At 63.4% G+C, this 26,292-nt stretch carries 26 protein-coding genes and 2 pseudogenes; 20 read left to right on the top strand and 8 right to left on the bottom strand.

The genetic code is table 11. The features are described from left to right. The first annotated feature begins 93 nt into the window (after positions 1 to 93). From cobO to AC0IW7_RS13480, 18 genes are all read left to right on the top strand, one after another. Positions 94 to 705 (top strand): cob(I)yrinic acid a,c-diamide adenosyltransferase, encoded by a 612-nt coding sequence (cobO, locus tag AC0IW7_RS13565; RefSeq protein WP_122450863.1) that lies wholly within the window; start codon positions 94 to 96, stop codon positions 703 to 705. Continuing rightward, the gene (locus tag AC0IW7_RS13560; RefSeq protein WP_471818643.1) at positions 705 to 2,051 is read left to right on the top strand and encodes a cobyrinate a,c-diamide synthase; all 1,347 of its coding nucleotides are present in this window, start codon (positions 705 to 707) and stop codon (positions 2,049 to 2,051) included. Before cobO ends, AC0IW7_RS13560 begins: the two co-directional genes overlap by 1 nt. Beyond that, positions 2,048 to 2,698 (top strand): 5,6-dimethylbenzimidazole synthase, encoded by a 651-nt coding sequence (gene bluB, locus AC0IW7_RS13555; protein ID WP_471818641.1) that lies wholly within the window; start codon positions 2,048 to 2,050, stop codon positions 2,696 to 2,698. The genes AC0IW7_RS13560 and bluB overlap by 4 nt, the downstream gene beginning before the upstream one ends. Next, positions 2,695 to 3,627, top strand: coding sequence for an adenosylcobinamide-phosphate synthase CbiB (cbiB, locus tag AC0IW7_RS13550; RefSeq protein WP_471818639.1), 933 nt, complete (start codon positions 2,695 to 2,697; stop codon positions 3,625 to 3,627). Before bluB ends, cbiB begins: the two co-directional genes overlap by 4 nt. Then, positions 3,620 to 4,630, top strand: coding sequence for a threonine-phosphate decarboxylase CobD (gene cobD, locus AC0IW7_RS13545; protein WP_471818637.1), 1,011 nt, complete (start codon positions 3,620 to 3,622; stop codon positions 4,628 to 4,630). Before cbiB ends, cobD begins: the two co-directional genes overlap by 8 nt. Before the next feature lie 19 nt (positions 4,631 to 4,649). After that, positions 4,650 to 6,110: a cobyric acid synthase gene (locus tag AC0IW7_RS13540; RefSeq protein ID WP_471818708.1), complete on the top strand. Its 1,461-nt coding sequence runs from the start codon at positions 4,650 to 4,652 to the stop codon at positions 6,108 to 6,110. A gap of 47 nt (positions 6,111 to 6,157) precedes the next feature. Further along, positions 6,158 to 6,679: a bifunctional adenosylcobinamide kinase/adenosylcobinamide-phosphate guanylyltransferase gene (gene cobU, locus AC0IW7_RS13535; RefSeq protein WP_471818635.1), complete on the top strand. Its 522-nt coding sequence runs from the start codon at positions 6,158 to 6,160 to the stop codon at positions 6,677 to 6,679. Next, a complete protein-coding gene (cobT, locus tag AC0IW7_RS13530; protein WP_471818633.1) occupies positions 6,676 to 7,731 on the top strand; it encodes a nicotinate-nucleotide--dimethylbenzimidazole phosphoribosyltransferase in 1,056 nt (351 codons plus the stop codon). The genes cobU and cobT overlap by 4 nt, the downstream gene beginning before the upstream one ends. Then, positions 7,728 to 8,300, top strand: a complete 573-nt coding sequence (gene cobC / locus AC0IW7_RS13525; protein ID WP_471818632.1) for an alpha-ribazole phosphatase family protein — start codon at positions 7,728 to 7,730, stop codon at positions 8,298 to 8,300. Before cobT ends, cobC begins: the two co-directional genes overlap by 4 nt. Then, the gene (locus AC0IW7_RS13520; protein ID WP_471818631.1) at positions 8,300 to 9,025 is read left to right on the top strand and encodes an adenosylcobinamide-GDP ribazoletransferase; all 726 of its coding nucleotides are present in this window, start codon (positions 8,300 to 8,302) and stop codon (positions 9,023 to 9,025) included. The genes cobC and AC0IW7_RS13520 overlap by 1 nt, the downstream gene beginning before the upstream one ends. Before the next feature lie 505 nt (positions 9,026 to 9,530). Then, a complete protein-coding gene (locus tag AC0IW7_RS13515; protein WP_471818630.1) occupies positions 9,531 to 9,944 on the top strand; it encodes a MarR family winged helix-turn-helix transcriptional regulator in 414 nt (137 codons plus the stop codon). 22 nt (positions 9,945 to 9,966) lie between these two features. Continuing rightward, on the top strand, positions 9,967 to 11,166 hold the full coding sequence (locus tag AC0IW7_RS13510; protein ID WP_471818629.1) for an MFS transporter: 1,200 nt from the start codon (positions 9,967 to 9,969) through the stop codon (positions 11,164 to 11,166). Next, positions 11,163 to 11,288, top strand: coding sequence for a hypothetical protein (locus tag AC0IW7_RS13505; protein WP_471818628.1), 126 nt, complete (start codon positions 11,163 to 11,165; stop codon positions 11,286 to 11,288). Before AC0IW7_RS13510 ends, AC0IW7_RS13505 begins: the two co-directional genes overlap by 4 nt. Positions 11,289 to 11,348: 60 nt before the next feature. Further along, positions 11,349 to 11,909 carry a glutathione peroxidase gene (locus tag AC0IW7_RS13500; RefSeq protein ID WP_471818627.1) on the top strand — a complete coding sequence of 187 codons (561 nt, stop codon included), beginning with the start codon at positions 11,349 to 11,351 and terminating at the stop codon, positions 11,907 to 11,909. A gap of 106 nt (positions 11,910 to 12,015) precedes the next feature. Further along, positions 12,016 to 12,324 carry a PepSY domain-containing protein gene (locus AC0IW7_RS13495; RefSeq protein ID WP_122496016.1) on the top strand — a complete coding sequence of 103 codons (309 nt, stop codon included), beginning with the start codon at positions 12,016 to 12,018 and terminating at the stop codon, positions 12,322 to 12,324. Continuing rightward, complete coding sequence (locus AC0IW7_RS13490) at positions 12,324 to 12,659, top strand: PepSY domain-containing protein (RefSeq protein ID WP_241000607.1); 336 nt, start codon at positions 12,324 to 12,326, stop codon at positions 12,657 to 12,659. Before AC0IW7_RS13495 ends, AC0IW7_RS13490 begins: the two co-directional genes overlap by 1 nt. Beyond that, positions 12,659 to 13,327, top strand: a complete 669-nt coding sequence (locus AC0IW7_RS13485) for a response regulator transcription factor (RefSeq protein WP_463549697.1) — start codon at positions 12,659 to 12,661, stop codon at positions 13,325 to 13,327. The genes AC0IW7_RS13490 and AC0IW7_RS13485 overlap by 1 nt, the downstream gene beginning before the upstream one ends. Beyond that, entirely contained in the window at positions 13,324 to 14,646 is a 1,323-nt protein-coding gene (locus AC0IW7_RS13480) for an ATP-binding protein (protein ID WP_471818624.1), read from the top strand. Before AC0IW7_RS13485 ends, AC0IW7_RS13480 begins: the two co-directional genes overlap by 4 nt. Before the next feature lie 459 nt (positions 14,647 to 15,105). On the opposite strand, the gene AC0IW7_RS13475 is transcribed toward AC0IW7_RS13480, so the two are convergent. From AC0IW7_RS13475 to AC0IW7_RS13465, 3 genes and pseudogenes are all read right to left on the bottom strand, one after another. Then, a complete protein-coding gene (locus tag AC0IW7_RS13475; protein WP_471818622.1) occupies positions 15,106 to 15,702 on the bottom strand; it encodes an NADPH-dependent FMN reductase in 597 nt (198 codons plus the stop codon). 200 nt (positions 15,703 to 15,902) lie between these two features. Next, positions 15,903 to 16,658: a methyl-accepting chemotaxis protein gene (locus AC0IW7_RS13470; protein WP_471818706.1), complete on the bottom strand. Its 756-nt coding sequence runs from the start codon at positions 16,656 to 16,658 to the stop codon at positions 15,903 to 15,905. Positions 16,659 to 16,760: 102 nt separating this feature from the next. Continuing rightward, a pseudogene (locus AC0IW7_RS13465) lies at positions 16,761 to 17,714 on the bottom strand (PDC sensor domain-containing protein); the annotation flags it as partial. A 630-nt stretch (positions 17,715 to 18,344) separates the two neighbouring features. Between AC0IW7_RS13465 and AC0IW7_RS13460 the strand changes: the two are divergent. Both AC0IW7_RS13460 and AC0IW7_RS13455 read left to right on the top strand, forming a co-directional pair. After that, positions 18,345 to 19,163: pseudogene (locus tag AC0IW7_RS13460) on the top strand (cache domain-containing protein); the annotation flags it as partial. Positions 19,164 to 19,199: 36 nt separating this feature from the next. Further along, entirely contained in the window at positions 19,200 to 20,021 is an 822-nt protein-coding gene (locus tag AC0IW7_RS13455; RefSeq protein WP_463384697.1) for a methyl-accepting chemotaxis protein, read from the top strand. A gap of 319 nt (positions 20,022 to 20,340) precedes the next feature. Here the strand turns inward: AC0IW7_RS13455 and AC0IW7_RS13450 are convergent, their stop codons facing one another. From AC0IW7_RS13450 to AC0IW7_RS13430, 5 genes are read right to left on the bottom strand one after another with little or no spacing between them, the layout of a single operon-like run. Further along, positions 20,341 to 21,981: a BatD family protein gene (locus AC0IW7_RS13450; protein WP_471818620.1), complete on the bottom strand. Its 1,641-nt coding sequence runs from the start codon at positions 21,979 to 21,981 to the stop codon at positions 20,341 to 20,343. A gap of 3 nt (positions 21,982 to 21,984) precedes the next feature. Next, positions 21,985 to 23,817: a VWA domain-containing protein gene (locus AC0IW7_RS13445; protein ID WP_471818619.1), complete on the bottom strand. Its 1,833-nt coding sequence runs from the start codon at positions 23,815 to 23,817 to the stop codon at positions 21,985 to 21,987. Then, a complete protein-coding gene (locus AC0IW7_RS13440) occupies positions 23,814 to 24,863 on the bottom strand; it encodes a vWA domain-containing protein (RefSeq protein ID WP_471818617.1) in 1,050 nt (349 codons plus the stop codon). Before AC0IW7_RS13440 ends, AC0IW7_RS13445 begins: the two co-directional genes overlap by 4 nt. After that, entirely contained in the window at positions 24,856 to 25,350 is a 495-nt protein-coding gene (locus AC0IW7_RS13435) for a DUF4381 domain-containing protein (RefSeq protein ID WP_471818615.1), read from the bottom strand. The genes AC0IW7_RS13440 and AC0IW7_RS13435 overlap by 8 nt, the downstream gene beginning before the upstream one ends. Continuing rightward, on the bottom strand, positions 25,347 to 26,291 hold the full coding sequence (locus tag AC0IW7_RS13430; RefSeq protein ID WP_471818613.1) for a DUF58 domain-containing protein: 945 nt from the start codon (positions 26,289 to 26,291) through the stop codon (positions 25,347 to 25,349). Before AC0IW7_RS13430 ends, AC0IW7_RS13435 begins: the two co-directional genes overlap by 4 nt. Between the last annotated feature and the right edge of the window lies 1 nt (position 26,292).

The raw sequence follows: 26,292 nt of genomic DNA, 5'->3' as shown, positions 1-26,292 counted from the left end.
TTCTCCGCTAGCCTCAACCAAGCCGTTGGAAAACCGCCGCCTCGCGCGGGTTTTCCCGGCGTGGACAATTGATGTTGAAGAGCTGAGACCGCAATGAGCGAATCCGCAGAACGCGACGCCCGCCACAAGGCGCGCATGGCCCGTAAAAAAGCCCTTATCGACGAGAAAATCGCCCAGGCCCAGAACGAATACGGCCTGCTGCTGGTGCACACCGGCAATGGCAAAGGCAAAAGCAGCTCGGCGTTTGGCATGGTCGCGCGGGCCTTGGGCCATGGCATGAAAGTGGGCGTGGTGCAGTTCATCAAAGGCGCGGCCAGCACGGGTGAAGAACGCTTCTTCCGCCGCTTCCCCGAAGAAGTTAGCTACCACGTGATGGGCGAGGGCTACACCTGGGACACCCAGGACCGCCAGCGCGACATCGACAAAGCAGTCGCCGCCTGGGCCGTGGCCAAAGACATGCTCAACGACCCGGCCATCGGCCTGGTGGTGCTCGACGAGCTGAACATCGCCCTCAAACACAACTACCTCGACCTCGACACCGTGCTTGCCGACATCGGCGGCCGTCCGGAATTTCAGCACGTGGTCGCCACTGGCCGTGGCGCGCCGCCTGCGCTCATTGAAGCCGCCGACACCGTGACCGAAATGGCCATGGTCAAGCACGCGTTCAAATCCGGCGTCAAAGCCCAGGCCGGGGTGGAGTTCTGATGCAGAGCCATGCATGCCCCGCGCTGTTGATCGCCGCACCGGCGTCCGGCCAGGGCAAAACCACGGTCACCGCCGCCCTGGCGCGCTTGCACACACGCCAAGGCAAACGGGTGCGGGTGTTCAAATGCGGGCCTGACTTTCTCGACCCCATGATTCTTGCCCGCGCCAGCGGTGCGCCGGTGTACCAGTTGGATTTGTGGATGGTCGGCGAAGCGGAAAGCCGCCGCCTGCTCTGGGAAGCCGCCGCCGAGGCTGATCTGATTCTGATTGAGGGCGTCATGGGCCTGTTCGACGGCACGCCATCGGCCGCCGATTTGGCCCGTCACTTCGGCGTGCCAGTGCTGGCCCTGATTGACGGTTCCGGCATGGCGCAAACCTTCGGCGCCATGGCGCACGGCATGGCCACGTACCAGGCCGACCTGCCGTTCTCCGGCGTGCTCGCCAACCGCACCGGCAGCGCCCGCCATGGCGAAATCCTGCGCGACTGCCTGCCGCCGGCCATCAAGTGGTACGGCGCCTTGCCGCGCAGCGCCGCCATCGAACTGCCGAGCCGGCACCTGGGCCTGGTGCAAGCCGAAGAGCTGGAAGACCTGGATGCCCGCCTGGACGCAGCAGCCGACGCCCTGGCGGCCAGCGCCGACACCATGCTGCCGGCACCGGTGCGCTTCGCACCGCCGCCAGCGGTTCGGCACGTTCCGCCGTTGCTCGATGGCGTGCGCATTGGCGTGGCGCGCGACACCTCGTTCGCCTTTCTGTATCAGGCCAACCTCGACCTGCTGCGCGAGCTGGGCGCCGAGCTGATCGAATTTTCGCCGTTGCGCGACAGCGAATTGCCCGAGGTCGACAGCCTGTATTTGCCCGGCGGTTATCCGGAATTGCACCTGCAACCGCTGCAAGCCAACCAGGCCATGCGCGCCGCCATTCACGCCCATCACGCGGCCGGCAAACCGCTGCACGCCGAATGCGGCGGCATGTTGTACCTGCTCGACGCGCTAACCGACAAAGACGGCGCCAGCGGCGAACTGCTGGGCCTGCTGCCGGGCAATGCGCTCATGCATAAAAAGCTCAAAGCCCTGGCGTTGCAGGAAATCGAATTGCCCGAAGGCCGCGTGCGCGGCCACACCTATCACTACTCCGAACTGCACTGCGCCCTGGAGCCGCTGGCCCGTGGCGTGTGCCCGACTTACAAACGCACCAGCGAGGCGGTGTACCGCATCGGCCGGCTGACGGCTTCGTACATTCACTTGTATATGCCGTCCAACCCGGCGGCCGCAGCGGCACTGTTTCTGCCTGGCGCAGCGCCCGCCGTCGCCCACATTCAACAGAGCGACGAGCAGCTCGCATGACCGACCACGCCTACAGCGCCGCCGAGCGCGCGGCTGTTTACCGCGCCATTGCTGAGCGCCGCGACATGCGCCACTTCAGCGGCGGCGAGGTGGCGCCCGAGGTGCTGGCGCGCTTGCTTGAAGCGGCGCACCACGCGCCGAGCGTCGGCTTGATGCAGCCGTGGCGGTTTATCCGCATTACGCAAACAGCGTTGCGCCATGCCATTCATGCGCTGGTGGAAGAAGAGCGGGTGCGCACCGCCGAGGCACTGGAACAGCGCGCCGATGAATTTATGCGGCTGAAGGTCGAGGGCATTCGCGACTGCGCCGAGCTGCTGGTGATCGCCCTCGGCGATGGCCGTGAAGCCCATGTATTTGGCCGCCGCACCTTGCCGGAAATGGACCTGGCCTCGGTGTCGTGCGCCATTCAAAACTTCTGGCTGGCCGCTCGCGCCGAGGGCCTGGGCGTGGGTTGGGTGTCGATGTTCGAGCCACACGCGTTGGCCGAGCTGCTGCGCTTGCCCGCCGGTGCCAAGCCCGTTGCAGTGTTGTGCGTGGGCCCGGTGCCCGAATTCTACGAAGCGCCGATGCTGCAACAGGAAGGCTGGGCGACGCCGCGACCGCTCAGCGAACTGCTATTCACCGACACCTGGCCGGAGGCGCAATGAGCATCGCCTTGCTCAGCGTCGCCGGGGTGGCGCTGGACGCGTGTTTCGGCGAACCCAAACGCTGGCATCCGCTGGTGGGCTTTGGGCGCCTGGCCAATGCCCTCGAACAGCGCTTCAACCGCGCCTTCAGCGACAACGCCGAAGAGGTCGGGCGCGGCTGGCGCAGCCATGGCGTCACCGCCTGGGTGCTGGCCGTACTGCCGCTGACCGTCGCCGCCTGGTTGCTGAGCCTGCTGCCCTACATCGGCTGGCTGGTGGACATTGCCGCGCTGTACCTGGCGCTGGGCATGCAAAGCCTCACCGAACATGTGCAACCGATTGTGCAGGCGCTGCGCGACGGTGATTTGGCCAAAGCCCGCGAGCGTGTGGGTTATATCGTCAGCCGCGACACCAGCGCCCTCGACGAGCACGGCGTGGCCTTGGCCGCCACCGAATCGGTGCTGGAAAACGGCAGCGATGCGGTGTTCGCCGCCTTGTTCTGGTTCGCGCTGCTGGGCGCGCCGGGGGTGGTTTTGTACCGCCTGAGCAACACGCTGGACGCCATGTGGGGCTACCGCAACCCGCGTTTCGAACGCTTTGGCTGGGCGGCGGCGCGCATCGACGATGTGCTCAATCTGATCCCAGCACGCCTGGTGGCCCTCACTTATGCGTTGCTCGGCAACACGCGTCTCGCTTTGCGCTGCTGGTGGCGGCAGGGCTTCACCTGGTACAGCCCGAACGCCGGCCCGGTGATGGCGGCGGGCGCTGGTGCGCTGGGCGTAGCGCTGGGGCGTCCGGCCATGTACCACGGCGCCTTGCGCGAACGCCCGCCCTTGGGCGAAGGGCCGCCGCCGGATGCCGACACCATTGAGCGCGCGGTGCGTCTGGTGCGCCGTGGCGTGCTGTTGTGGCTGCTGGTGTTGCTGCTCGGAGGGCGCCTGTTTGCCTAAGCCCATCAGCGCCGGCCTGCTTCATGGCGGCCGGCTGCAACAGGCGGCGCGTGAGTACGGCATTGCCGTGGAGCAGTGGCTGGACCTGTCCACCGGCATCGCGCCGTGGCCGTTTTCTTTGGCCGAAATTCCCGTCAGCGCCTGGGCGCGACTGCCCGAAGATGACGACGGTTTAACCGCCGCTGCCTGCGCTTATTACGGCGTTGAACAGCTGCTGCCGGTGGCCGGTTCCCAAGCGGCCATTAAGCTACTGCCGCGTTTGCGCGAGCGCAGCCGTGTGGGCGTGCTGTCCCCGTGCTACGCCGAACATGCCCACGCCTGGCGCGAAGCGGGGCACGACGTGCATGAGCTGAGCGACGCCGCTGTTGCAGCACAGCTCGACGGGCTGGACGTGCTCGTAGTGGTCAACCCCAATAACCCCACCGGCCGCCTGTGCAGCCGCGAACAGCTATTGAGCTGGCACGCGCGCCTGGCGGAGCGGGGCGGCTGGCTGGTGGTGGACGAAGCCTTTATCGACATCACCCCGCAGCACAGCCTGGCGGCCGACTGTCCGCGTGACGGGCTGATCGTGCTGCGCTCATTTGGCAAATTTTTCGGCCTGGCCGGCGCTCGACTGGGCTGCGTGCTGGCCGCGCCAGCGCTGCTACAAGCCCTGGCCGATCGCCTCGGCCCCTGGACCATCAACGGACCAACTCGCGCCGTCGCTCGCCAGTGTTTCGCTGACCTCGCCAGTCAGAAGCGCCAACGTGAGCGCGCGTTGCACGCCAGTCAGCGGCTTGCCGAACTGATGGCGGCGAACGGTCTGCAACCCAGCGGCGGCTGTGGGCTGTTCCAATGGTGGCAAGGCGAACAAGCCGCTGCGGTTCATGATTTTTTCGCCCGACGCGGCGTGCTGCTGCGGCTGTTTCCCGCTGACAGCAGCCTGCGCATCGGCCTGCCGGCTGAAGAGGCTGACTGGCTAAAACTGACCGAGGTTTTCCACGCGTGGCGCACCCATGACTAACGCAACGGGCACCACCTTGATGGTGCAAGCCGCGACCTTAATGGTGCAGGGCACCACATCGGACGCCGGCAAAAGCACGCTGGTGGCGGCGCTGTGCCGCTGGCTGTATCGCCAAGGCGTGAACGTGGCCCCGTTCAAACCTCAGAACATGGCGCTCAACAGCGCCGTGACCGTGGACGGCGGCGAAATCGGCCGCGCCCAGGCGGTGCAAGCGCAAGCCTGTGGTTTGCCGGCACACACCGACATGAACCCGGTGCTGCTCAAACCCAACAGCGACACCGGCGCGCAAGTCATCATTCACGGCCGCGCCGTCACCAGCATGGAAGCGGCGCAGTACCACGACTACAAAAAGGTCGCCATGCAGGCCGTTTTGCAATCGCACCAACGCCTGAGCAGCGCCTATTCGGTGGTGATGGTCGAGGGCGCGGGGTCGCCTGCTGAAATCAACCTGCGTGCCGGTGACATCGCCAACATGGGCTTTGCCGAGGCGGTGGATTGCCCGGTGATTCTGATCGCCGACATCGATCGCGGCGGCGTGTTTGCCCATTTGGTCGGCACCCTGGAGTTACTGTCTGAAAGCGAGCAAGCGCGGGTAAAAGGTTTCGTCATCAACCGCTTTCGCGGCGCCCTCAGCCTGCTGCAACCGGGCCTCGACTGGCTGGAACAACGCACCGGCAAACCGGTGCTGGGCGTGCTGCCGTACCTCACCGACCTGCACCTGGAAGCCGAAGACGCCATCGACACCCGGCAAATCGCCAAAGCCGAGCAGGTGCTGAAAGTGGTGGTGCCGGTGCTGCCGCGCATCAGCAACCACACCGACTTCGACCCCCTGCGCCTGCACCCGCAGGTTGACCTGCAATTCATCGCCCCGGGCCAGCCGATTCCGCCGGCCGACCTGATTATTCTGCCCGGCTCGAAAAGCACCCGTGGCGACCTCGCGGCCTTGCGCGCCAACGGCTGGCAAAGCGCGTTGCACAAACACCTGCGCTACGGCGGCAAAGTGCTGGGCATTTGCGGCGGCTTCCAGATGCTCGGCCACCAGGTACACGACCCGGCCGGCATTGAAGGCGCCGCCGGCTCGAGCGCCGGACTGGGGCTGCTCGACTTCGACACGGTGTTGGACGAGCACAAACAACTGCGCAACGTGAGCGGCCATCTATGCCTCGACGGCGCGGCCATCAGCGGCTATGAAATTCACGCCGGCATCAGCACCGGGCCGGCCCTGGAACACTTCGCCGTGCAGCTCGACGATGGCCGTTGCGACGGCGCCCGCAGCGAAGACGGGCAGATTCTTGGCACCTACCTGCACGGCCTGTTCGAAAGTCCGGCGGCGTGCAGCGCATTGCTGTGCTGGGCTGGACTGCAAGACGTACAAACAGTCGACTACCACGCCCTGCGTGAACGTGATCTTGAGCGCCTGGCGGACATGGTTGAACAGCATTTGGATACCGATGCGTTGAGGAGGTTGTGTGCGGTCTGAATGTTCGTTGGGCTTCGCTGCGCTCAACCCAACGGAGGAAGCGGCCCATGCATGAACTCATCCTCGGCGGCGCCCGCTCCGGCAAAAGCCGCCTCGCCGAGCGCCTGGCCAGCGAAAGCACCTGGCCGGTCACCTATATCGCCACCTCGCAAGCCGGCGACGGCGAAATGAGCGCACGCATCCGCCAACACCGCGAGCGCCGCCCGGCCGCGTGGGGCTTGGTGGAAGAGCCGTTGCGCCTGGCGCACGTGCTGCAAACCCATGCCGCGCCGAACCACTGCTTGCTGGTCGATTGCCTGACCCTGTGGCTCACCAATCTGCTGATGCTCGACGATCTCCAGCGCCTGGCCGCCGAACGCGACGCCTTGCTCGAATGCCTACCGGCGCTGCCGGGGCGCCTGCTGCTGGTGAGCAACGAAACCGGCCTGGGCGTGGTGCCGATGGGCGAGCTGACACGCCGCTACGTCGACGAAGCGGGCTGGCTGCATCAGGCCCTCGCTGAACGCTGCCAGCGGGTGATTTTCACCGTCGCGGGCCTACCCATGATTCTTAAAGGAGTGCCGTTATGAGCTTGTCGTGGTGGGCTGCACCGTGTCAGCCATTGGATACTGTGGCCAAAAGCAAAGCCACGGCACGCCAGCAAGTGCTGACGAAACCGGCCGGTTCGCTGGCGGTGCTGGAGCAGACGGCGATTGACCTGGCGGCCATGCAAGGCTGCGAGCGGCCGGTGATCGATAGCCTATGGATTGCCGTTTTTGCCGGCGACCACGGCGTGGTCGCCGAAGGAGTGTCGGCGTACCCGCAAGCTGTGACCGGCCAGATGCTGCGCAACTTTACCGGCGGCGGCGCGGCCATTAGCGTGTTGGCGCGTTATCTGGACGCTGCGCTGGAAGTGATCGACCTGGGTACCGCCACGCCGCTGGAAGCGATCCCTAACGTGCGCCACCTGAACCTGGGCGCCGGCACGTTCAACTTCGCCCAAGGTCCGGCGATGACGCCCACTCAGCTGTACATCGCCCTCGAAGCCGGGCGCGACAGTGTTCGCCGAGCCAAGGCCGGCGGCGCGCAACTGTACATCGGCGGCGAAATGGGCATTGGCAACACCACCGCTGCCAGCGCCATGGCCAGTGCGCTGCTCGACTGCCCGGTGCGGTTGATGGTTGGCCCTGGCACGGGCCTGGACCCAGCCGGAGTCGCCCATAAAGTGAACGTGATCGAAACCGCCTTAACCCTGCACCGCGCCCACCTCAACGACCCGCTCGCCGTGCTGCAACACCTGGGCGGTTTCGAGATTGCCGCGCTGGTGGGTGCGTATGTCGCCTGCGCGCAAGAGGGCGTAACGGTATTGGTGGACGGGTTTATTTGCACCGTCGCGGCGCTGATCGCCGTGCGCTTGAACGCCGATTGCCGACAGTGGTTGTTGTTCGCTCATCAGGGCGCCGAACCCGGCCATCACGCCGTGCTTGAAGCCTTGGACGCCCAGCCGCTGCTGCAACTGGGCTTGCGCCTGGGCGAGGGCAGTGGCGCGGCGCTGGCGGTGCCGTTGCTGCAAATGGCCTGCTGCCTGCACAGCGACATGGCCACGTTTACCGAAGCCGCCGTGACAGATCGCCCGGCATGAGCTTGCACCTGAGCCTGCTGCGCCATGGCGCCACCGATCTGGCCGGCGGCTTTCGCGGCAGCATCGACGATGCCCTCACGGCTGAAGGCTGGAACCAGATGAGCGCCGCCGTCGCTGAAGCGGGGCCGTGGGATTTGATCATTAGCTCGCCGCTGCAACGTTGCGCAGCTTTCGCCCACCAGCTTGCCGCTGAGCGTGGCGTGCCGCTGCAGCTGGAACGGGACGTGCGCGAACTGCACTTTGGCGCCTGGGAAGGGCAAACGGCGCTGGCGCTGATGGCCGAGCATGAGGCCGAACTGGGCCAATTCTGGACGGACCCCTACGCCTTTACGCCGCCCGACGGCGAGCCGGTGCTTGAATTCGCCACACGGGTGCTCGCTGCTATTGAGCGCATCGCGACCGAACAAGGCGGGAAGCGCGTGCTGTTAATCAGCCACGGTGGGGTGATGCGCTTGCTGCTCGCCCAGGCACGCGGTCTGCCGCGCGAGCAATTGCTGCAAGTAGAAGTTCTGCACGGTGGGCTGCACCAGTTGATCGTGCAATCGCCCTGCGTGCTGTCGGAGGTCTGATGCTGCCGCTGCTGATTGCCGTGCAATTTCTGACCAGCTTGCCCGTGCGCTTGCCGGGCATGCCGAGCCCGCAGGAGATGGGGCGTTCGCTGCTGTGGTACCCCGTGGTCGGTCTGCTCATTGGCTTGCTGCTGTTCGGCCTGAACGCGCTATTGGCCGACACGCCGACCCTGCTTCGCGCCGCGCTGCTGCTGGCCGCCTGGGTGGCGCTGAGCGGCGCCTTGCACCTGGACGGCCTCGCCGACAGCGCCGACGCCTGGCTCGGCGGCTTCGGCGACCGTGAACGCACCCTGACCATCATGAAAGACCCGCGCAGCGGGCCGATTGCCGTGGTCACGCTGGTGGTGGTGTTGCTGCTCAAATTCGCGGCGCTGGTGGCCTTGCTGGAACATTTCCATTGGAGCGCATTGCTACTGGCCCCGTGGCTGGCGCGCGGTTTGTTGCCGCTGCTGTTTATGACCACGCCGTATGTGCGAAGTGGTGGCTTGGGGCAGGCGCTGGCGGAGCACCTGCCGCGCTCGGCTTTGCCCTGGGTGCTGGGCACACATGCGCTGGCCATGCTGATATTTGGCTGGGCCGGGTTGTTGGCGTTGGTGAGCGGACTGCTGCTGTTCGCCTGGTTGCGGAGGCGGATGGTGGCGCGGTTGGGCGGCACGACAGGGGATACGGCGGGGGCGATGGTGGAGTTGGTGGAGTGTTTGGTGTTGGTGGTGTTGGCGGTTTAGGGCGCTAGTCTGAGTCGCGCATCGTCGAAATGCCGCTTTCGCGGGAAATGACGACCGTCTGTACAAAAACACCGTCATCCTCGCGCACGCGGCGGTCCGACGATTCGGGATCCAGGCTATTGCGTCGTACACATAACGTCGACAGATCCGAGATTCTGGATTCCGAATCGTCGGACCGCCGCCTACGCGGGAATGACGGATGTCTTTGCAAAAAACCACCGTCATCCTCGCGCATGCGGGGATCCAGAGTATTGCGTCGTACACATAACGCCGACACATCCGAGATTCTAGATTCCCGCCTACGCGGGAATGACGGATGTCTTTGCAAAAACCACCGTCATCCTCGCGCATGCGGGGATCCAGGCTTTTGCGTAGTACAGATAACGTCGACACATCCGAGATTCTGGATCCCCGCGTTCGCGAGCATGACGGGGGGCTAGCATCGAGCCCCCAAAACCCATCTTCCATTTGACGCCCACCCAAACACGGGTATATACACGCATCCATGCTAACCACCCATTGCCTGTGCACCAAACTGCGCCGAGCCGCCCGCAGCGTCAGCCGTCTGTATGACGACGCGCTACAGCCGCTCGGCCTTAACGTCGCCCAATATTCGCTGCTCAGCCACCTCCAGCGGCTTGAGCAGCCGAGCATTTCCGAGTTGGCTGAGGCCATGGGCCTGGACCGCAGCACCCTGGGCCGCAACCTCAAGGTGTTGGAAGGCGAAGGCTTGGTGCATATGGGCGAGGGCAGTGATTTGCGCAGCCGCCAGGTGCAGTTGTCGGCGCAGGGCGCCCGCCGTTTCGAGCAGGCCGCACAGGCTTGGAAAGACGCGCAAGCGCAAGTGGCGCTGCGCCTCGGTGCAGAAAAACGTGAGGCGCTCTGGCTGTTGCTGGACGACCTGGAAACCATCGATTAATGCAGTGCAGCGGAGCAGGGCGATGACAGCGAGGCGTGCAACCACGTGGGTGCTTTTGGGGGCGGCGCTGATCCTTGCGCTGTCGATGGGCATCCGCCATGGCTTCGGCCTGTTTCTGGCGCCGATGAGCGCCGAGTTTGGCTGGGGCCGCGAGGTATTTGCCTTCGCCATCGCCCTGCAAAACCTGCTGTGGGGCTTGTCGCAACCGTTCGCTGGCGCCTTGGCTGACCGCTACGGCGCGGCGCGGGTGATGGTGGTTGGCGGCATTCTGTATGCCCTGGGTTTAGTGCTGATGGCCTCGGCGGACTCGGTGTGGTCGCTGTCGCTGAGCGCCGGCTTGCTGATCGGGTTGGGGCTGTCGGGCACCACGTTCTCGGTGGTGCTCGGCGTGGTAGGCCGCGCAGTGCCGGCGGAGAAACGCAGCATGGCCATGGGCATCGCGGCGGCCGCCGGCTCGTTCGGTCAGTTCGCCATGTTGCCCGGCACGTTGGGCTTGCTCAGTTGGCTGGGCTGGTCGCTGGCCCTGGTCGCCCTCGGTGCCCTGGCCGCGCTGATCGTGCCGCTGGTGGCCATGCTTAAAGACAAACCGCTGCCGGTGTCGGGCCACGACCAAACCCTTGGCGCAGCGCTGCGTGAAGCGGCGGCCCATAAAGGTTTCTGGCTGCTGGCGTTGGGCTTTTTCGTCTGCGGGTTTCAGGTGGTGTTTATCGGCGTGCATTTGCCGGCCTATCTGGTGGATCAGCATTTGCCCGCCGCCGTCGGCACCACGGTGTTGGCACTGGTGGGCCTGTTCAATATTTTCGGCACCTACTTCGCCGGCTGGCTGGGCGGGCGGATGTCCAAACCGCGCCTGCTGGTGGGTTTGTACCTGGCGCGTGCCGTGGTGCTGGTGTGGTTTATCAGCGTGCCGGTCACCCTGTTTACCGCTTACACCTTTGGCGTGCTGATGGGCATTTTGTGGCTCTCGACCGTGCCGCTTACCAACGGCACCGTGGCCACGCTGTTTGGCGTGCGCAACCTGTCGATGCTTGGCGGCATCGTGTTCTTGTTCCATCAACTGGGCGCGTTCCTCGGCGGCTGGATGGGCGGCTTTCTGTATGACCGCACGGGCAGCTACGACATGGTTTGGAAAATCTCCATTGCCCTTAGCCTGGTGGCCGCCGCGCTCAATTGGCCGGTGCGCGAGCAACCGGTGGAACGTCTGCGCATGAGTCCGGCATGAGCCGTTCACTTGGCGTAGCACTGAGCATTGTCGTGGCTGCGGGTTTGCTCGCGCTGGCGTGGTGGGGTTGGCAACGCGGCGGCCTGGCGTTGTTGCAATTGGGCATGGGCAGTTGCCTTTGACGGCCCGGCGCTTGACGGGTAGCGTGGCTGCACTGCCATCGACCCTTGAGCGCCACCACCATGAGCCTGCGTCGCATCGTTCTACCTGCCCTCGTTTTGTCGCTGTTCTCGCTGCCGGTGCTGGCGGCCAGTTGCCCGCCATTGCTGCAAGGCGAACTGCCCAAGCTGCGCGACAAAAACAAAGAACAACTCAACCTCTGCGAGCAGTTCGCCGGCAAGCCGTTACTGGTGGTCAACACCGCCAGCCATTGCGGTTTCGCGCCGCAATTCAAAGGCCTTGAAGCGCTGTACAAAAGCCACAAAGAACAAGGCCTGGAAGTGCTCGGCGTGCCCTCCGATGACTTCAATCAGGAAGACGCCGACCTCGCTGAAACCGCCAAGGTTTGCTACGTCAATTACGGCGTGACGTTCGCCATGGTCGAGCCGCAGCACGTGCGCGGCGAGCAAGCCATTCCCCTATTCAAAGAGCTGGCCGCGCAGAGCAGTGCGCCGCGCTGGAACTTCTACAAATACGTGGTCGACCGCCAGGGCAACGTGGTGGCGAGCTTTTCCAGCATGACCAAGCCGGACGACCCCGAGCTGCAAGCCGCGCTGGCCAAAGCCATTGCCTCCAAGCCCTGAGCGGCCACGTTTTCTCAACCTTAAGGAATTTAAGCTTCAGTTAAGCGGCGGACGATAAGGTGATCCCGTCGAAACACATGACTAACTGAAGAAAAGGACTAACCCCATGAATAAGTTCACTGCCCTGTTTGCTGTTGCTGCCCTGACTGCCACCGCCGGTATGGCTCAAGCCCGTGACCTGGGCCCGGACGAAGCCATGAAACTGCGTGATGCCGGCACCGTTCAGTCGTTCGAGAAACTTAACGAAGCGGCCCTGGCCAAACACCCTGGCGCCACTGTGAAGGGCACCGAGTTGGAAGAAGAACACGGCCGCTACATCTACCAGGTTGAACTGCGTGACGCTCAGGGCCTGGAGTGGGATCTGGAGCTTGACGCTACCAACGGCCAGATCCTGAAAGACCATCAAGACAAGTAATGAGCAAACCCGTTAGCAAATGGCTGATGCGTTACTGCGGCATCGTCGCCCTGGTCCTGGCCGTGCTCACCCTGAGCGTCGCCGTGCACGCCCGTGACCTGGACCAGGACGAGGTGCTGCGCCTTCGGCAGGAAGGCCGCATCCCGCCTTTGGAACAGCTGCTAAAACCCGCCCTCGAGCGTCACCCCGGGGCGAAGTTGTTAGAGGCTGAACTGGAGGAAGAGGATGACGTGTTGGTTTACGAAATTGAGTTACTGACCACCGACGGCGTAGTTCGCGAGTTGGAAATCGATGTGCGCGACGGGCGCATTCTCAAGGACAAGGAAGACGACTGATGCGTTTGTTGTTGGTGGAAGACCACGTGCCGTTGGCGGACGAATTGCTCGTCAGTCTGGGTGCCCAAGGCTACGCCGTGGATTGGCTGGCCGACGGGCGCGACGCCGCGCACCAGGGCGCCACCGAACCGTACGACTTGATCATTCTCGACCTCGGCCTGCCCGGCAAACCGGGCCTCGACGTACTTCGCGAATGGCGAGCCGGCGGGCTGGCAACGCCGGTACTGATTCTGACCGCACGCGGTTCCTGGGCCGAACGCATCGACGGCCTCAAAGCCGGCGCCGATGACTACCTGACCAAACCTTTCCACCCCGAAGAACTGCAACTGCGCATTCAGGCCTTGCTGCGCCGCTCTAAAGGGTTGGCGAATCAGCCGCACCTGGAAGCCGCCGGCTTGCAACTGGACGAAACGCGCCAGTGCGTAAACCTCAATGGTGATGACATTCAACTCACCGCCGCCGAATTCCGCCTGCTGCGTTATTTCATGCTGCACCCGCAGCAACTGCTGTCCAAAACCCACCTGGCCGAACACCTGTACGACGGCGAAACCGAGCGCGACTCCAACGTGCTGGAAGTGCACGTCAACCACCTGCGCCGCAAGCTGGGCCGTGAAGTGATCGAAACCCGACGCGGCCAGGGCTATCGCTTCGCCGGGTTGGGCGCGTGAAGTCGATTCAGCGCCGGCTGAGTGTCGGCCTGGTCAGTGTGTTGCTGGTGGTTGGCCTGGTGCTGGCGCAAACCAGCATTTGGTTGCTGGACCTTGGCCTGCGGCGTTATCTGGAAGACGGCTTACGCCAGCAGGCCGAGAGTTTGCTGATCGCCACTGTGCGCGGGCCGAGCGGTTTGCAGCTCAGCGACCAGCGTGTGCAGGCCACCTACCAGCAACCGTTTTCCGGGCGCTATTTTCGCATCGACTTCGCCGACGGCACGCCGGCCCCGTGGCGCTCCCGCTCGCTGTGGGATTTTGAGCTGACGCCAGCCACCCAGCCGGGTCTGCAAACCGATCTGGCCGACGGCCCGAATGAACAACTGTTGCTGACCTACCGCGCCGACTACCGCCGCTACGGCCAGCACATGTCCATCACCGTGGCGCAAGACTACAGTCCCGTACTCGCCAGCTTTCGTCGCGTGCAATACGTTGGCCTGGCGGTCGGCGCCGGCGCGCTGCTGATTATTCTGCTGCTGCAACGCCTGACCGTGCGCAACGCCTTGCGTCCACTGGAACGCGTGCGTCAGCAATTGCAGCAACTGCAACAGGGCCAACGCACTGCGCTGGACAGCGAAGTGCCGCTGGAACTGGAACCGCTGGTGACACAAATCAACCACCTGCTGGCCCACACCGAGGACCACCTGCTGCGCTCGCGCAATGCCTTGGGTAATCTCGGTCACGCGTTAAAAACGCCGCTGGCTGTGCTGATCAGCCTGGCCGAGCGCGACGAATTGAAAGCCCATCCCACCCTCCAGGCCACCCTGCGCGAACAACTGCAACAAATCGAACAGCGCCTAAGCCGTGAACTGGGCCGGGCGCGTTTGGCCGGCGAAGCCTTGCCCGGCGCGCAATTCGTGTGCGACGAGGAGCTGCCGGGGCTGTTCAGCACCCTTGGCATGATTCACAACCGAGGTCTCGAACTGACCTGGAACGCCGCACCGGGTTTACGTTTGCCGCTGGACCGTGAAGACCTGCTCGAAGTGCTCGGCAACTTGCTCGACAACGCCTGCAAATGGGCCGACTCGGCCGTAAGCCTGACCGTTCAAGAAGAGGCGGGCGGGTACCACCTGTGGGTCGACGATGACGGACCGGGCATAGAACACGTGCGCCGCGTGGAAGTACTGGAACGGGGCACCCGGCTGGATGAACAAGTGCAAGGGCACGGGCTGGGATTGGGCATCGTGCGCGATATTGTCGAAGCGTGGGGTGGGCGCATCGAGATGCTGGACAGCCCGCTGGGGGGGCTGCGGGTGGGCGTTTTTGTGCCTGGGGCGTGATGCCTTTTCAGGAACCGCGGCTAACCGGAGCAGGTTGTTTGCCGTCTGTGGGAGCGGCTTTAGCCGCGATGTTTTTCGGTGATGTTGCGCAAGATGCCCGCCGTCCCCGCGCCAGGATGACGAAGGTTTCGCCCAAGCCTCCCGTCATCCCCGCGCAGGCGGCGGTCCGACGATTCGGGATCCAGAATTTTGTGGTGAGCACAAATATTCGTCTCATCCAAAACTCTGGATCCCCGCGTGCGCGAGGATGACGGAGGTTTTTCCCAAAATCCCCGCCGTCCCTGCGCGCGGATGACGGAGGTTTGCCCAAGATGCCCGCCGTCCCCGCGCGAGGATGACGGAGGTTTTGAATGCGCGTCATCCTCGCGCACGCGGGGATCCAGAATGTTGCGGCGGGCACGAACCTGAAGCCACGCCCGGTTCCGCGCTCCGGTCAGCCGCGATGCGCTTCCAGGCCAATCACATCCCGTTAGCAAACCCCGGATTGCTCATATCAATCGCCGCTCGCACCGGCTTCAGCGCCTCGCCGTACTTGGCCAAAATATCCAACGCATAATCAATGCGCGCCCGCAGGCGTTGATCATCTTCGCCAGCCGCTTCTGGCCCATTCAGCACGCCGCCGCAATGGCGAACCAAAATGTGTTCCGGCAAGTAATTCAAGCGGCAGTTCTTGTAGCTCGACGCGCGCATTTCGCTGATTACATAAGGCCCGCCCACGGCCGCCGAAACGCCCACCAACAGCCCCGGCTTATGTGCCAGTTCGGCCTTGCTGGTGTAGATAAAGAAATTCTTGATCGCCGGGCAGGCCATGCCGTTCCACTCCGGCACCACCACGATCACCGCGTCGGCCGCTTTCAGCTGCTCGGCGTATTGCGCCCATGGGCCGGTATCTTCGGCAGGCCACAGGGGCAGGGCACCGGTGCCCAGGTCGATCACCGAGCTGTGCTCGGCGCTGGTCAGGTTCAGCTCGATCAAACGCTGCTGAAGAAAATGCGCGACCTTGGCGGACTGGCTGTTGTTGCGGCTGGAGCCGGCGACGATGGTGTAATTGAGCATCTGCAAATCCTTGGCGAAAGAGAACGCGCAGGCTAGCGGGGCGCAGTCAGAGCGGCAAGGGCCAAGGCGTCATCGCGGCGATTGGATCGCGCCATGAAGCGCAGCCCTGTAGGAGCGACCTCTGTCGCGAACTCTGGAACAGGTGATTTCAGCTTTGTGTTCACAGGGTTCGCCAGCAACCTGGCTCCTACAAAACGCATTTAGACGCGGAACTGATCCATCAGCGCCTGCTGATGGTTAGCCAAGCGATTCAACGACTGGCTCACCTGCGCCGATTCATCAGCTTGCGCCGAGATCGATTCGGTGACGTCGCGAATCGAGGCCACGTTGCGGTTGATCTCTTCGGCCACCGAGCTTTGTTCTTCGGCGGCGCTGGCGATCTGCAGGTTCATGTCGGTGATCACACCCACCGCCTGGCTGATGCGCTGCAACGCACTCACGGCGCGCTCCACTTGCTGCACGCTGGCCTGCGCCTGGCGATGGCTGCTGCCCATGCTGCTGACCACTTCGCGGGTACCGTTTTGCAGGCCTTCGATCACTTTGCGAATTTCTTCTACCGAGTCTTGCGTGCGCTTGGCCAGGCTTCGCACCTCATCGGCCACCACGGCGAAACCGCGACCCGACTCGCCCGCGCGGGCCGCCTCAATGGCAGCGTTGAGGGCGAGCAGGTTGGTCTGTTCGGCAATCGAGCGAATCACCTCCAGCACCGAGCCAATTTGCTGGCTGCTGCTGGCCAGGCCTTCGACTTCTTCCATGGCCACGTTCATTTCATTGGCCAGCAACTCGATAGCACTGGTGGTCTGGTCGATCACGCCCAGCCCTTCGCGGGTGGCGTCGTCGGCACTGCGTGCGGCCTCGGCAGCCTGGGCGGCGTTGTGGGCGACGTCTTGCGCGGTGGCGCTCATTTCCTGGAAAGCGGTAGCAACCTGGTCCACTTCACGGAACTGCTGCTGCATGCCGGAACTGGTCTGACGGGCAATGGACGAGGATTGATCCGCCGTGCCGCGCGCGTCCTGCACCGAGCTTTTCACGTCAGCGATAATGGGCTGCAACTTGTCGAGGAAGCGATTGAACCAGCCGGCCAGTTCGCCCAATTCGTCGCGCTTGGCGTAGTCGAGGCGGCGGGTCAGATCGCCTTCGCCGGTGGCGATGTTTTGCAGCATGGCGGCCACATTGAGGATCGGCCGAGTCACGCCACGCGCCGTCAGCCACATGAGTAGCAAGCCAAGAATCACGGCCAGTAAACCGATGCCCAGCGACAGACTGCTGTCGGTTTTGCCACGGCTGTCGAGTTCGGCTTCAAGTTTTTTGGCCGGCACGGTAAGCACCTGCTGAGGCACTTCGATCAGCACGCTCCAGGGTTTCGATTCGGGAATCGGCTGCAACGGTTCGAGCACTTGCAGCATCTCGCCTTCATGGAGCACCTGGGGTTGGGCGCTGGCAGTCAGGCGGCTGAGTTCATTGCCATGCTCGCCGAACGCGGCGTTCAAGGGTTTGCCCAACATGCTCGCGTCGCGGCTGTGGCCGGCGAACAGTCCCAGCGGGCTGATAATGCTGACGTGGCCCTCGCCGTTGTACAGCTCTTTATTGGCCTTCACGCTGATGTCTTGCAGGCTCGCCAGGCTGATGTCGAGCCCGACGACGCCAATGACCTTGCCGTCGACTTCCACCGGGAAAGCGATGCTGGTCATCAGCGTTTGCACCTTGTCGACCTCGTCGATATACGGGTCGAGCACGCAAGCTTTTTTGCCCTGCAATGGGCAGGTCAGCCACGAGTTATAGGGCGTGCCATTGCTCATTACGCTGGTGTCGTTGAACAATTCTTCTTTCATCGCTTCGGGCGACAAGTCACCACTTTTAGACTGCGACCAGTACTGCGCGAAGCGGCCGATATCGTTGCTGCCTTGAGCTTCCTGGTCGACAAACTGAGCGTCCTGGCCGTCCAGCGCGTTAGGCAGAAACACCACGTACAGGCCCAACAAATTGCTGTTGCCTTGCAACGCGGTGTGCATCTGCTCAGACAAATCGGTACGCACGGCGCCGGCTTCAATGCTGTGCGCCTTGGCCTGAGCCAACAGCATGTTCACCTGGCGGGTAAAGCCGTTGCCGTACTGATAGGCGTCCATGAAATAACGCTGAATCCGTAGCGACTGCGTTTCCCCCCGCGCCGCCATGCGCTTTTGCGCCGCCTCTTCGAGCATGGCCGTGCTCGACGCCTTAACCACATTCGCCGTGTTTTTCGACTGATACAGCGACGTGCCGACCAGAAGGGTAACGATCACCAACAGACATAGACCGGCAAGCGAGGTGATTTTCCACTGGATGGAGAGGCGACTGAGCATGGGTAATTCTCATGTAAGGCTTAAAACAAACGGTGATTACAGACAACGCACGAATAGCCGTTATGGTCGAGCGGCGGGAATTATGCACGCGACCGATTGAAATATTGAACGGATATTTGTGACGGGTCCGACGCTTTTATCGGCACTGCACAAAATGTTTGAGGGGAATGACCGAAAAAAGTCGGAGGAAAGTGCCGACTTAGTCTGAAATGAATTTACGAAACCACCTACAGCCGTAATCAGAATCGCCGATAACTCGTTATTGCCGTTTCCTGACGGTGCGCAGTTAAAGGAGTAATCATGCGTTTAAAGACAAAAGTGATGCTGTTGGCCTTGGTGCCGGTGCTGCTGTTTGCATTGGTACTCAGCGGCGCGGCCACGCAAGTGCTGCTAAGCCTGGCCGACGGCGAAGTCAAAGAAACCCGTGAACGCCTGATTGCCGAGCGCCAACAAGAACTGCAGAGCTACATGCAAATTGCCCTCGGCTCGGTGCAAAGCCTTTACGACGGCGCGGCTCAGGGCGATATGGATAGCCGGGCCGAAGCGATCAAAATTCTTTCGAAAATCAAGTACGGCAAAGACGGCTACTTCTTCGGACATGACGCCAACATCGTGCGGCTGTTCCGTGGCGACAACCCGCTGGACGTCGGCAAAGTGCTGGCTGACCGCAAAGACCCCAACGGCGTTTACGTAAACCGCGAGCTGTACAACGTCGGCAAGAACGGCACGAATTACCTGCGGTACGCCTCGCCGCTGCCCACCAACGACAAAGTGTTGGTGCCCAAGTTGGCCTACAACATCTACTTGCCCAAGTGGGACATGGCCCTCGGTACCGCCATTAACCTGGACGGCGTGGAAGCGGACGTCGCCAAAGTGCAGGCCTCGATTTCGGCGCGCATCAGCACCATCGTCACCAGCATCGTGGTCATTGCCCTGGTGCTGCTGGTGATTTTCGGCATCGCCGGTTTGGCCCTGGGCAATGCCTTCTTGCGCCCGTTGCAGCAAATCAAAAACAACCTCGACGACATTGCCGCCGGCGATGGCGACTTGACCAAGCGCCTGCCGGTGAACAGCAAAGACGAACTCGGCGAACTGGCCGGCTCGTTCAACGCCTTTGTCGCCAAGATTCACGGCCTGGTGCGGCAGATCGTGGAAATGACCGGGCAACTGACCACGCTGGTGAGCGAGGTGTCCGCGCAAACTCAGCGCGCCGATAAAGCCATGGCCAACCAGCGTCATGAAACCGACCAAGTGGCCACTGCCATTAACGAGATGTCGGCGGCCGCGCACCAAGTGGCGCAGAGCGCGCAAGGCGCGGCATCGGCGGCGCAACAAACCGACCAGGAAGGGCAGGCCGCGAAGAAAGTGGTCGACGGCAGCATCAGCCGCATTCATGCGCTGGTCGGCGATATCCGCAGCAGCGGCACCTCGCTCGACAGCTTGCAGCAAGACGTGCAATCGATTGTCAGCGTACTCGGCGTGATCCGCTCAATTGCCGAGCAGACCAACTTGCTCGCGCTCAACGCTGCGATTGAAGCCGCCCGTGCCGGTGAAGCCGGACGTGGGTTCGCCGTGGTCGCCGATGAAGTGCGCGCCCTGGCCAGCCGCACGCAGCAGAGCACCCAGGAAATTCAAGGCATGATCGACCGCCTGCAAAAAGGCACCGAAGACGCCGTGACCGCCATGCGCCGCTCCAGCGAAGCGGGCGACGTCACCAGCCAGCAAGCCAACCAGGCTGGTGCCTCGCTGGATGCCATTGCCGAACTGATCGCCACCATCAACGCCATGAACGCGCAAATCGCCAGCGCGGCGGAAGAGCAGACTGCTGTGGCCGAAGAGATCAACCGCAGCGTTCACCAGATTGCTGGGGCGGTGGATCAGGTAGCCGATGAAACCCAGCAGAGCGCGCAGACTGCAAGGAGTCTGGCGGAATTGGGGGATCGGTTGGGGACGTTGGTTAAGCAGTTTAGGATTTGAAGGAGTGGGGGATTTTTGTACGCAAGGCCGGCCCATTTGGGACGTAAATGGGTGTTCGCCTCGAAATTCTGGATTCCGAATCGTCGGACCGCCGCCTACGCGGGAATGACGGTGTCTTTATCGGGTCACGTGATAGACGACAGATCCAACCAAACCACCGTCATCCCCGCGCACGCAGGGATCCAGGCGCGGTGATTGACTGGTTTACTCCGAACCGCTCTTTCCCAGGCCTACCGCGCTCCCACAGGGGTTCGAGCCAGCCACAAAGAATGGAGGCACCTGTAGGAGCGGCTTCAGCCGCGATTCCTGCAACCCCCAATCACCGCGGATACAACGGCGGCAACGGACTCGTTTCCTGCGCGTCGGCCGGAGCTTCGGCGGCGGGGAGGGCGCGGATGGCTTTCCACAGCTGTTCACCCTGCCAATATTGGCCGCTCTCGCTGTACAACGCGCCGTTCAATCCATCCAGGCTTTCACTCAATGGCACAAACCGCGCGGCCATGTCGGCGAGGGTTTCCGGTTGTTGCCGCGCCCAGGCGTCCAGCGCCTGGCGGGTGGCTTGGGAGTCGTTGGCCAGGCACGCGCGTTTGAGGTCGTCGAGCAAGCTGCGCGGGCTCGGCCCGGTCTGCGCGGTGCGTGACACCGCAGGCTGGCGGCGCGCACGCCACCACAGACCAAAGCCGAGCAGGGTGGTGAGGCTCAGAATCAGCGTCGCCAGTTGCCACGGCCACAGCGCCGGGCCTTCCATCAGCGGCAACACGGCGTCGGTGTTCACCGGTGCTTCCACGTCCATGGTCGGGTTGTTGGCGACCATCAGCGCGCGCGCCGGCACGCTGGTGTGTTCCAGGCGATCTTCCTTGGTGTTCCACCACACCAGGTCCACCGCTGGCAGTTCGATGCGCCCGCTGCGGTTCGGCACCAGGGCTTCGCGTTCTTCGCGGCTGCCGATCAGGCCGCGTTCATTGGTGCTGTTGCTCAGTTGCGGCTGGTCCGGGTAACGGCGCAAACCGGTCACCGACGTGGCCGGCAACGGCGGTAGCTGAGCGCTGGAAAGGCCGTCGACTTTCAAGGTGAGGCTGCGGGTCAGCGAGTCGCCAACCTGGGCTTTGTCTGGCTCCGGCGTCCACGCTTCGCTCAGTACCACGGCGCGCGCGGGCAGCCACGGCGCGTCGACGGGGTATTCAGCTGGCTTGGCTTTAACCTGCAAGGGAATCACCGGCGACTTCACGCGCATCAACCGCCCCGGGCGCGGCCCGAATGGCTGGTACGTGCTGTTGTTCTGAGTGCGGTCCGCCACCGTGGCACTAAACACCAACGATGGAATGTCCAGCTCGCCGCTGTGTTGCGGGTAGATGGCGTAGCGCAACTCGATCACGCCATGCCGTACGCCGTTTATTTCTTTCTCATACGTGCGCGGGTCGCCCAGCGATTCGATGCGTGCGTCCGGGATTTGCAGCGGCGTGAGCGCGCTGTCGTCGTACAGCGACACCGAGTGGTAAATACGCAACGTGAGGATGGTTTGCGCCTGCACGTACACGGTGTCCTGGTCGAGGCTGGCGTCGATAAACACCGGCGCCACCGATTCGGCGTCGCTGTTGGCTTCGGTTTTGATCACTTGCAGGGTGATCGGCTCGCTTTTGTTCTCGCCCAGACTGAGCGACGGAATCACCACGTTGCCGACGCTTTTAGGTTGCAGGGTGATGATCCAGCGCGTGGTGGCGCGGGCGGAGCCGTCGATGGTGGTCAGGCGGTTGATCTGGCGCGTGCCAAGCACGTCGAACGCTTCATCGAGCGGCGCCAGGTCTGGCTTGCCGAACAAGGTGGCGTCGTCCGATTCCAGCGACAGCTCAAGGGTTTCACCTTCGCTCAGGCGAGTGCGGTCCACCGAGGCGGTGAAGTTCGCGGCGCTGGCCTGCAGGGCCAGCAGGCACAGCAAAAAGGCGCAAAACAGACGGGTCATCAACTAATTCCTAGGCTCTTGGCGCTGTTGCTGTTCGTACCAGAATTTGCGTCGCAGCAGCTCGCCAGGGTCGTCGGGAATCTGCCGCAGCCACTGTTCCATGGCTTGGCGCTGCTCGGCGCCGAGATGCTGCTGTTGGCCATCGTCGGCCTGGGGTTTGCCACCTGGTTGTTGCTGCGCCTTGTCGGCTTTGCCGTCCTTGCCTTCTTTTTCGCCACCCGCCTGCTGACCGGCTTTGCTGGCGTTGGGGTCTTGCTGAGCGCCTTGCTGGCCGTCGGGCGCCGGTTTTTGCTCGGCGTCTTTGTCGTCCGCTTTGTTTGGCGAGGACGCAGGCGAGGGCGGGGTCTTGTCTGCGTTGGTGTTGGCGTCCGGCCCGCTCTGGTTCTGCTCAGACGACTTTTGCGGCTGATTTTTGCCGTTCTGTTTGTGCTTTTTCTGCTGTTGTTCTTTCTGCTTCTGCTCTTTTTCCTGCTGCTTCTGTTGGCGCAGCAGTTCTTCGACCAAGGCTTTGTTTTTTAGCGCCTGCGGCAACTCGGGTTGCACCTCCAGGGCTTGGTCATAGGCATCCAACGCCGCTTCCAGCTCACCGCTGCGGGCCAGGGCATTGCCACGATTATAGTGATCGGCGGCGCTGCCGCCGGTGGCGAAACGATTGGCCGCGCCGGCATAGTCGCCCGCCTGGTACAACGCCTGTCCCTGCCATTTGGGATCGGCAAAGGTGTCGGCCGCTTCCGCCGCCTTGTGTTGTTGCAACAGCCGCTCGCCTTGTTGGTCGGCGCGCAGCCAGAGGTCGGCGAACTCGAAGGCGTAGCTGGGGCGCGGCCCCATCATCAGCAGCAACGGCAAGCAGAACAGCCAACCACGGCGTCCCGCACAGGCCGCCAACAACAATAGGGGCAACAGCAGCCAATAACCCTGATCGGCCCAGGTCTCCAATTGCGTGGGCTCGCTGTCGCGCAGGCTTTCCGTGTCGGCAAGCAGGCCGAGGTCGCGCAGGTCGGTTTCGTCGAGACGCGAGCGCAGGTAGTTGCCGCCCATTTCATTGGCAAAACGACGCAGGCCAGCGCTGTCCAGACGCGGCAGCAAAATGCTGCCTTGGGCATCTTTCAAAAAGCCGCCGCCTTCTTGCGCAATCGGCGCCCCTTGCGCTGAACCAATGCCCAGAATCTGCAAGCGGCTGCCTTGTTTGCCCAGTGCTTGGCGAATGCCCTGGCGCTCCTGATCATCCAGGGCCGAGGTGATCAGCAGCAGCCGACCGTTGCCTTGGGCGCCCTGTTCCAGCAGCGTCATGGCTTTGGCCACCGCCAGATCAGCGCGTCGGCCGGCCTCTGGCATGATCGCCGGTTTCAGTGATTCCAACAGATTGCGCGTGGTCGCCAGGTCGTCCGAGAGCGGCACCAGAGTGTGGGCGCTGCCGGCGTAGAGCACGATGCCGGTTTGCGCGTCGTGACGTGCTTCCAGCAGGTCGAGCACTTTGTGTTTGGCGTGTTCCAGGCGATTGGGCTGCACATCGCCGGCCAGCATCGAAGGCGTCATGTCGAGCAGCACCACCAGTGGGTCGGCGCGCTTTTGCGTGCTCTGCTCCACGTGTTGCCAGCTCGGGCCAAGCAGGGCCAGTAAGCACAGCAGCCACGACACGCCCAGGGCGATCCACGGCAAACGACTGACCCGCCGATTACCGCCACTCAGCAGAACCGCGTGAAAGGCGGGTGGTAGCAGCATTTGCCAGCGCCCGGCGCGGCGTTGGCGGTGCCAGAGTTGCCACAGCAACCACAGCAGCAGTGGCAGCAACAGCAGCCAGAACGGCCGCAGCCAATGAGGCCATAGCGCGATCATGAGCGTTTCCTCATGCGCGGGCGCCATTTCGGTCTGGCCGGCAATGCGTGCTGCAAACGGCTTTGCAACAAGTGCGGCCACAGCGCGTTGACCACCAGCACCAGGCTCAACAAGAACGCCGCCGCCAGCGGCCAGGCGTACAGCTCAAGGGCAGGGCGGGCGATGGTGGGTTGCTGGGCCACGGGCTCAAGTTTGTCGAGGCTGGCTTCGATCAGGGTCAGTTCGTCGCTATCGCGAGCGCGGAAGTACTGGCCGCCGGTCATGTCGGCGATTTTCTGCAGCGTCGGTTCGTCCAGGTCCAGGCCAGGGTTCAGACCGAGCATGCCGAACGCGCCGCGCTCCGGGTCGGCGCCGATGCCGATGGTGTACACCTTCACCTTTTCCTCGACGGCCAGCCGCGCCGCCGTGATCGGATCAATCTGCCCGCCATTGCTGGCGCCGTCGGTGACCAACACCAGCACGCGGCTATTGGTCGGCCGCTGGCGCAGGCGCTTCACGGCCAACCCGAGCGCATCGCCAATGGCGGTGTTTTTGCCAGCGATGCCAATCAGGGCTTCGTCGAGCCAGATGCGCACGGTGCGGCGGTCGAAGGTCAGCGGTGCCTGCAAATACGCCTGGCTGCCGAACAGAATCAGCCCGACGCGATCGCCTTTGCGGCCCTCAATAAAGTCGCCGAGCAGATTTTTCACCAAGGTCAGGCGGCTGACGTCGTTGCCGTTCCACTGCATGTCGGCGTAGTCCATGGAGCCGGACACATCCACCGCCAGCAGCAAATCACGACCACTGGCCGACACCGGCAACGGCTCGCCGACCCACGCCGGCCGCGCCGCCGCACTCAACAACAGCAGCCACAGCAGGGCGAAAGGCGCCTGCTGCCGCCACGCTGGCAAGTTGGCCCGCGCACGGCGCCCAGCCAAGCCTTCGAGTTCCGGCAGGAAACTCACCTTCAGCGCCGCCTCGCCGCTGTCGGCGGCAGGCAACACCAGGCGCAGCAGCCACGGCAGCGGCAGCAGCACAAACAGCCAGGGCCAGGTGAACTCAAACATGTTTGCGAATCCAGGTATCGACGGCTTGGTAGAGGCCATCCACCGCTTTGTCGTCGAGTTTGCATTCGGGGCGGTACGCGCCTTCCACCAGAATCATCCAGCGCGTCAAACCAGCGGCCGGGCAGCGGTTGTCGAGGTACGCCAACCAAGCGCGGCCGCTCATGGTGTGGCTCTGGCTATTGGGGTAATGGCTTCGGCACAGGCGCTTGAGCAGGGAATTGAGTTGCTGCAACCACGGCCCGGCGTTGATGCCGTCATAGGGTTTTTTCAATTGCCCGAGTTCCTGCAACGCCGCCAGGCGAAGGGGATCGAGCGGCACATCGGTACCGGTTTTTTTGCCCCGCTGCGGCAGACGTTTGCGCAAGCGCCACAAGCCCCACAGCGCCACCGGAACCAGCAAACCGAGCAGCCACCAGCCCGGCGCGGGCGGCCACCAGGAAATTGGCGGCGGGGCGATCAAAGGCTGCAACTGGTCGAGAGGATTCATTGCTTCTTCCTCGGCCGCTGCCCTTGCAAGTGATCGCGCAGCTGTTCAATCGGGTCGTTCAACGTCGACAGCGGAAACAGCGGCACGCCTAGTTTCTGCGCCAGCAACTGCCAGCGCGCCTGCCGCGCTTCGCCGAGGGCGTGATAGGTCTCGCGCAGTTCGGCGTTATGGGTGTCGAGTTCCAACAGCGCGCCACGCTCGGTGAATTGCAACAAGCCGGCGGCGGGCAGGGCGTGGTCCAGCGGGTCGGACAACGGCAGCAGCAGCAAATCGGTATGACGAGCGAGCAGGGTGAGTTGCTGCTCGGCGCTGTCGTTCAGTGCGCGCTCATCACACAGCACCACCGCCAGGCTGCCGGGGCGCAGCACTTCGCGCGCACGGCGCAGCGCCAGGCCAAAGGTGTCGCGGCCGGCGGGAATTTCACTATTAAGGTTCTGGTTGGCGCGCACCAGGCGGTTGAGCAATTGCAGCAGGCTCATCTTGCTGCGCCGGGGTTTGATTTCGTGGTGCTCGTTGTCGCCAAACACCAAGCCGCCGACGCGGTCGTTGTGGCCCAGCGCGGCCCAGCCAATCAGCGCCGCCGCTTGCGCGGCCAGTACCGATTTAAACGCCAGCCCTGAACCGAAAAACAGGCGCTGGCTCTGTTCCACCAGAATAAAAATCGGCCGCTCGCGTTCTTCATGGAACAGCTTGGTGTGCGGCTCCTGGGTTCGGGCCGTCACGCGCCAGTCGATGGTACGCACGTCATCGCCGGGCTGATACACGCGCACCTGATCGAAGTCGACGCCACGGCCACGCAGTTTGGAATGGTGCAGCCCCACCAGCGGACTGCGTCGCGCCGGCGTGGAGAACAATTGCACCTCGCGGATGCGGTGGCGCATTTCGATCAACTCAGCAAGGCTGACGCGAATTCCGGGTTCGCTGGCGGCAAGCGGTTGCATG

The sequence above is a fragment of the Pseudomonas sp. AC229 genome (genome assembly GCF_979254655.1).
The sequence above is the reverse complement of the archived record's forward strand: the minus strand, read 5'-3'. Positions and strand labels throughout refer to the sequence as shown.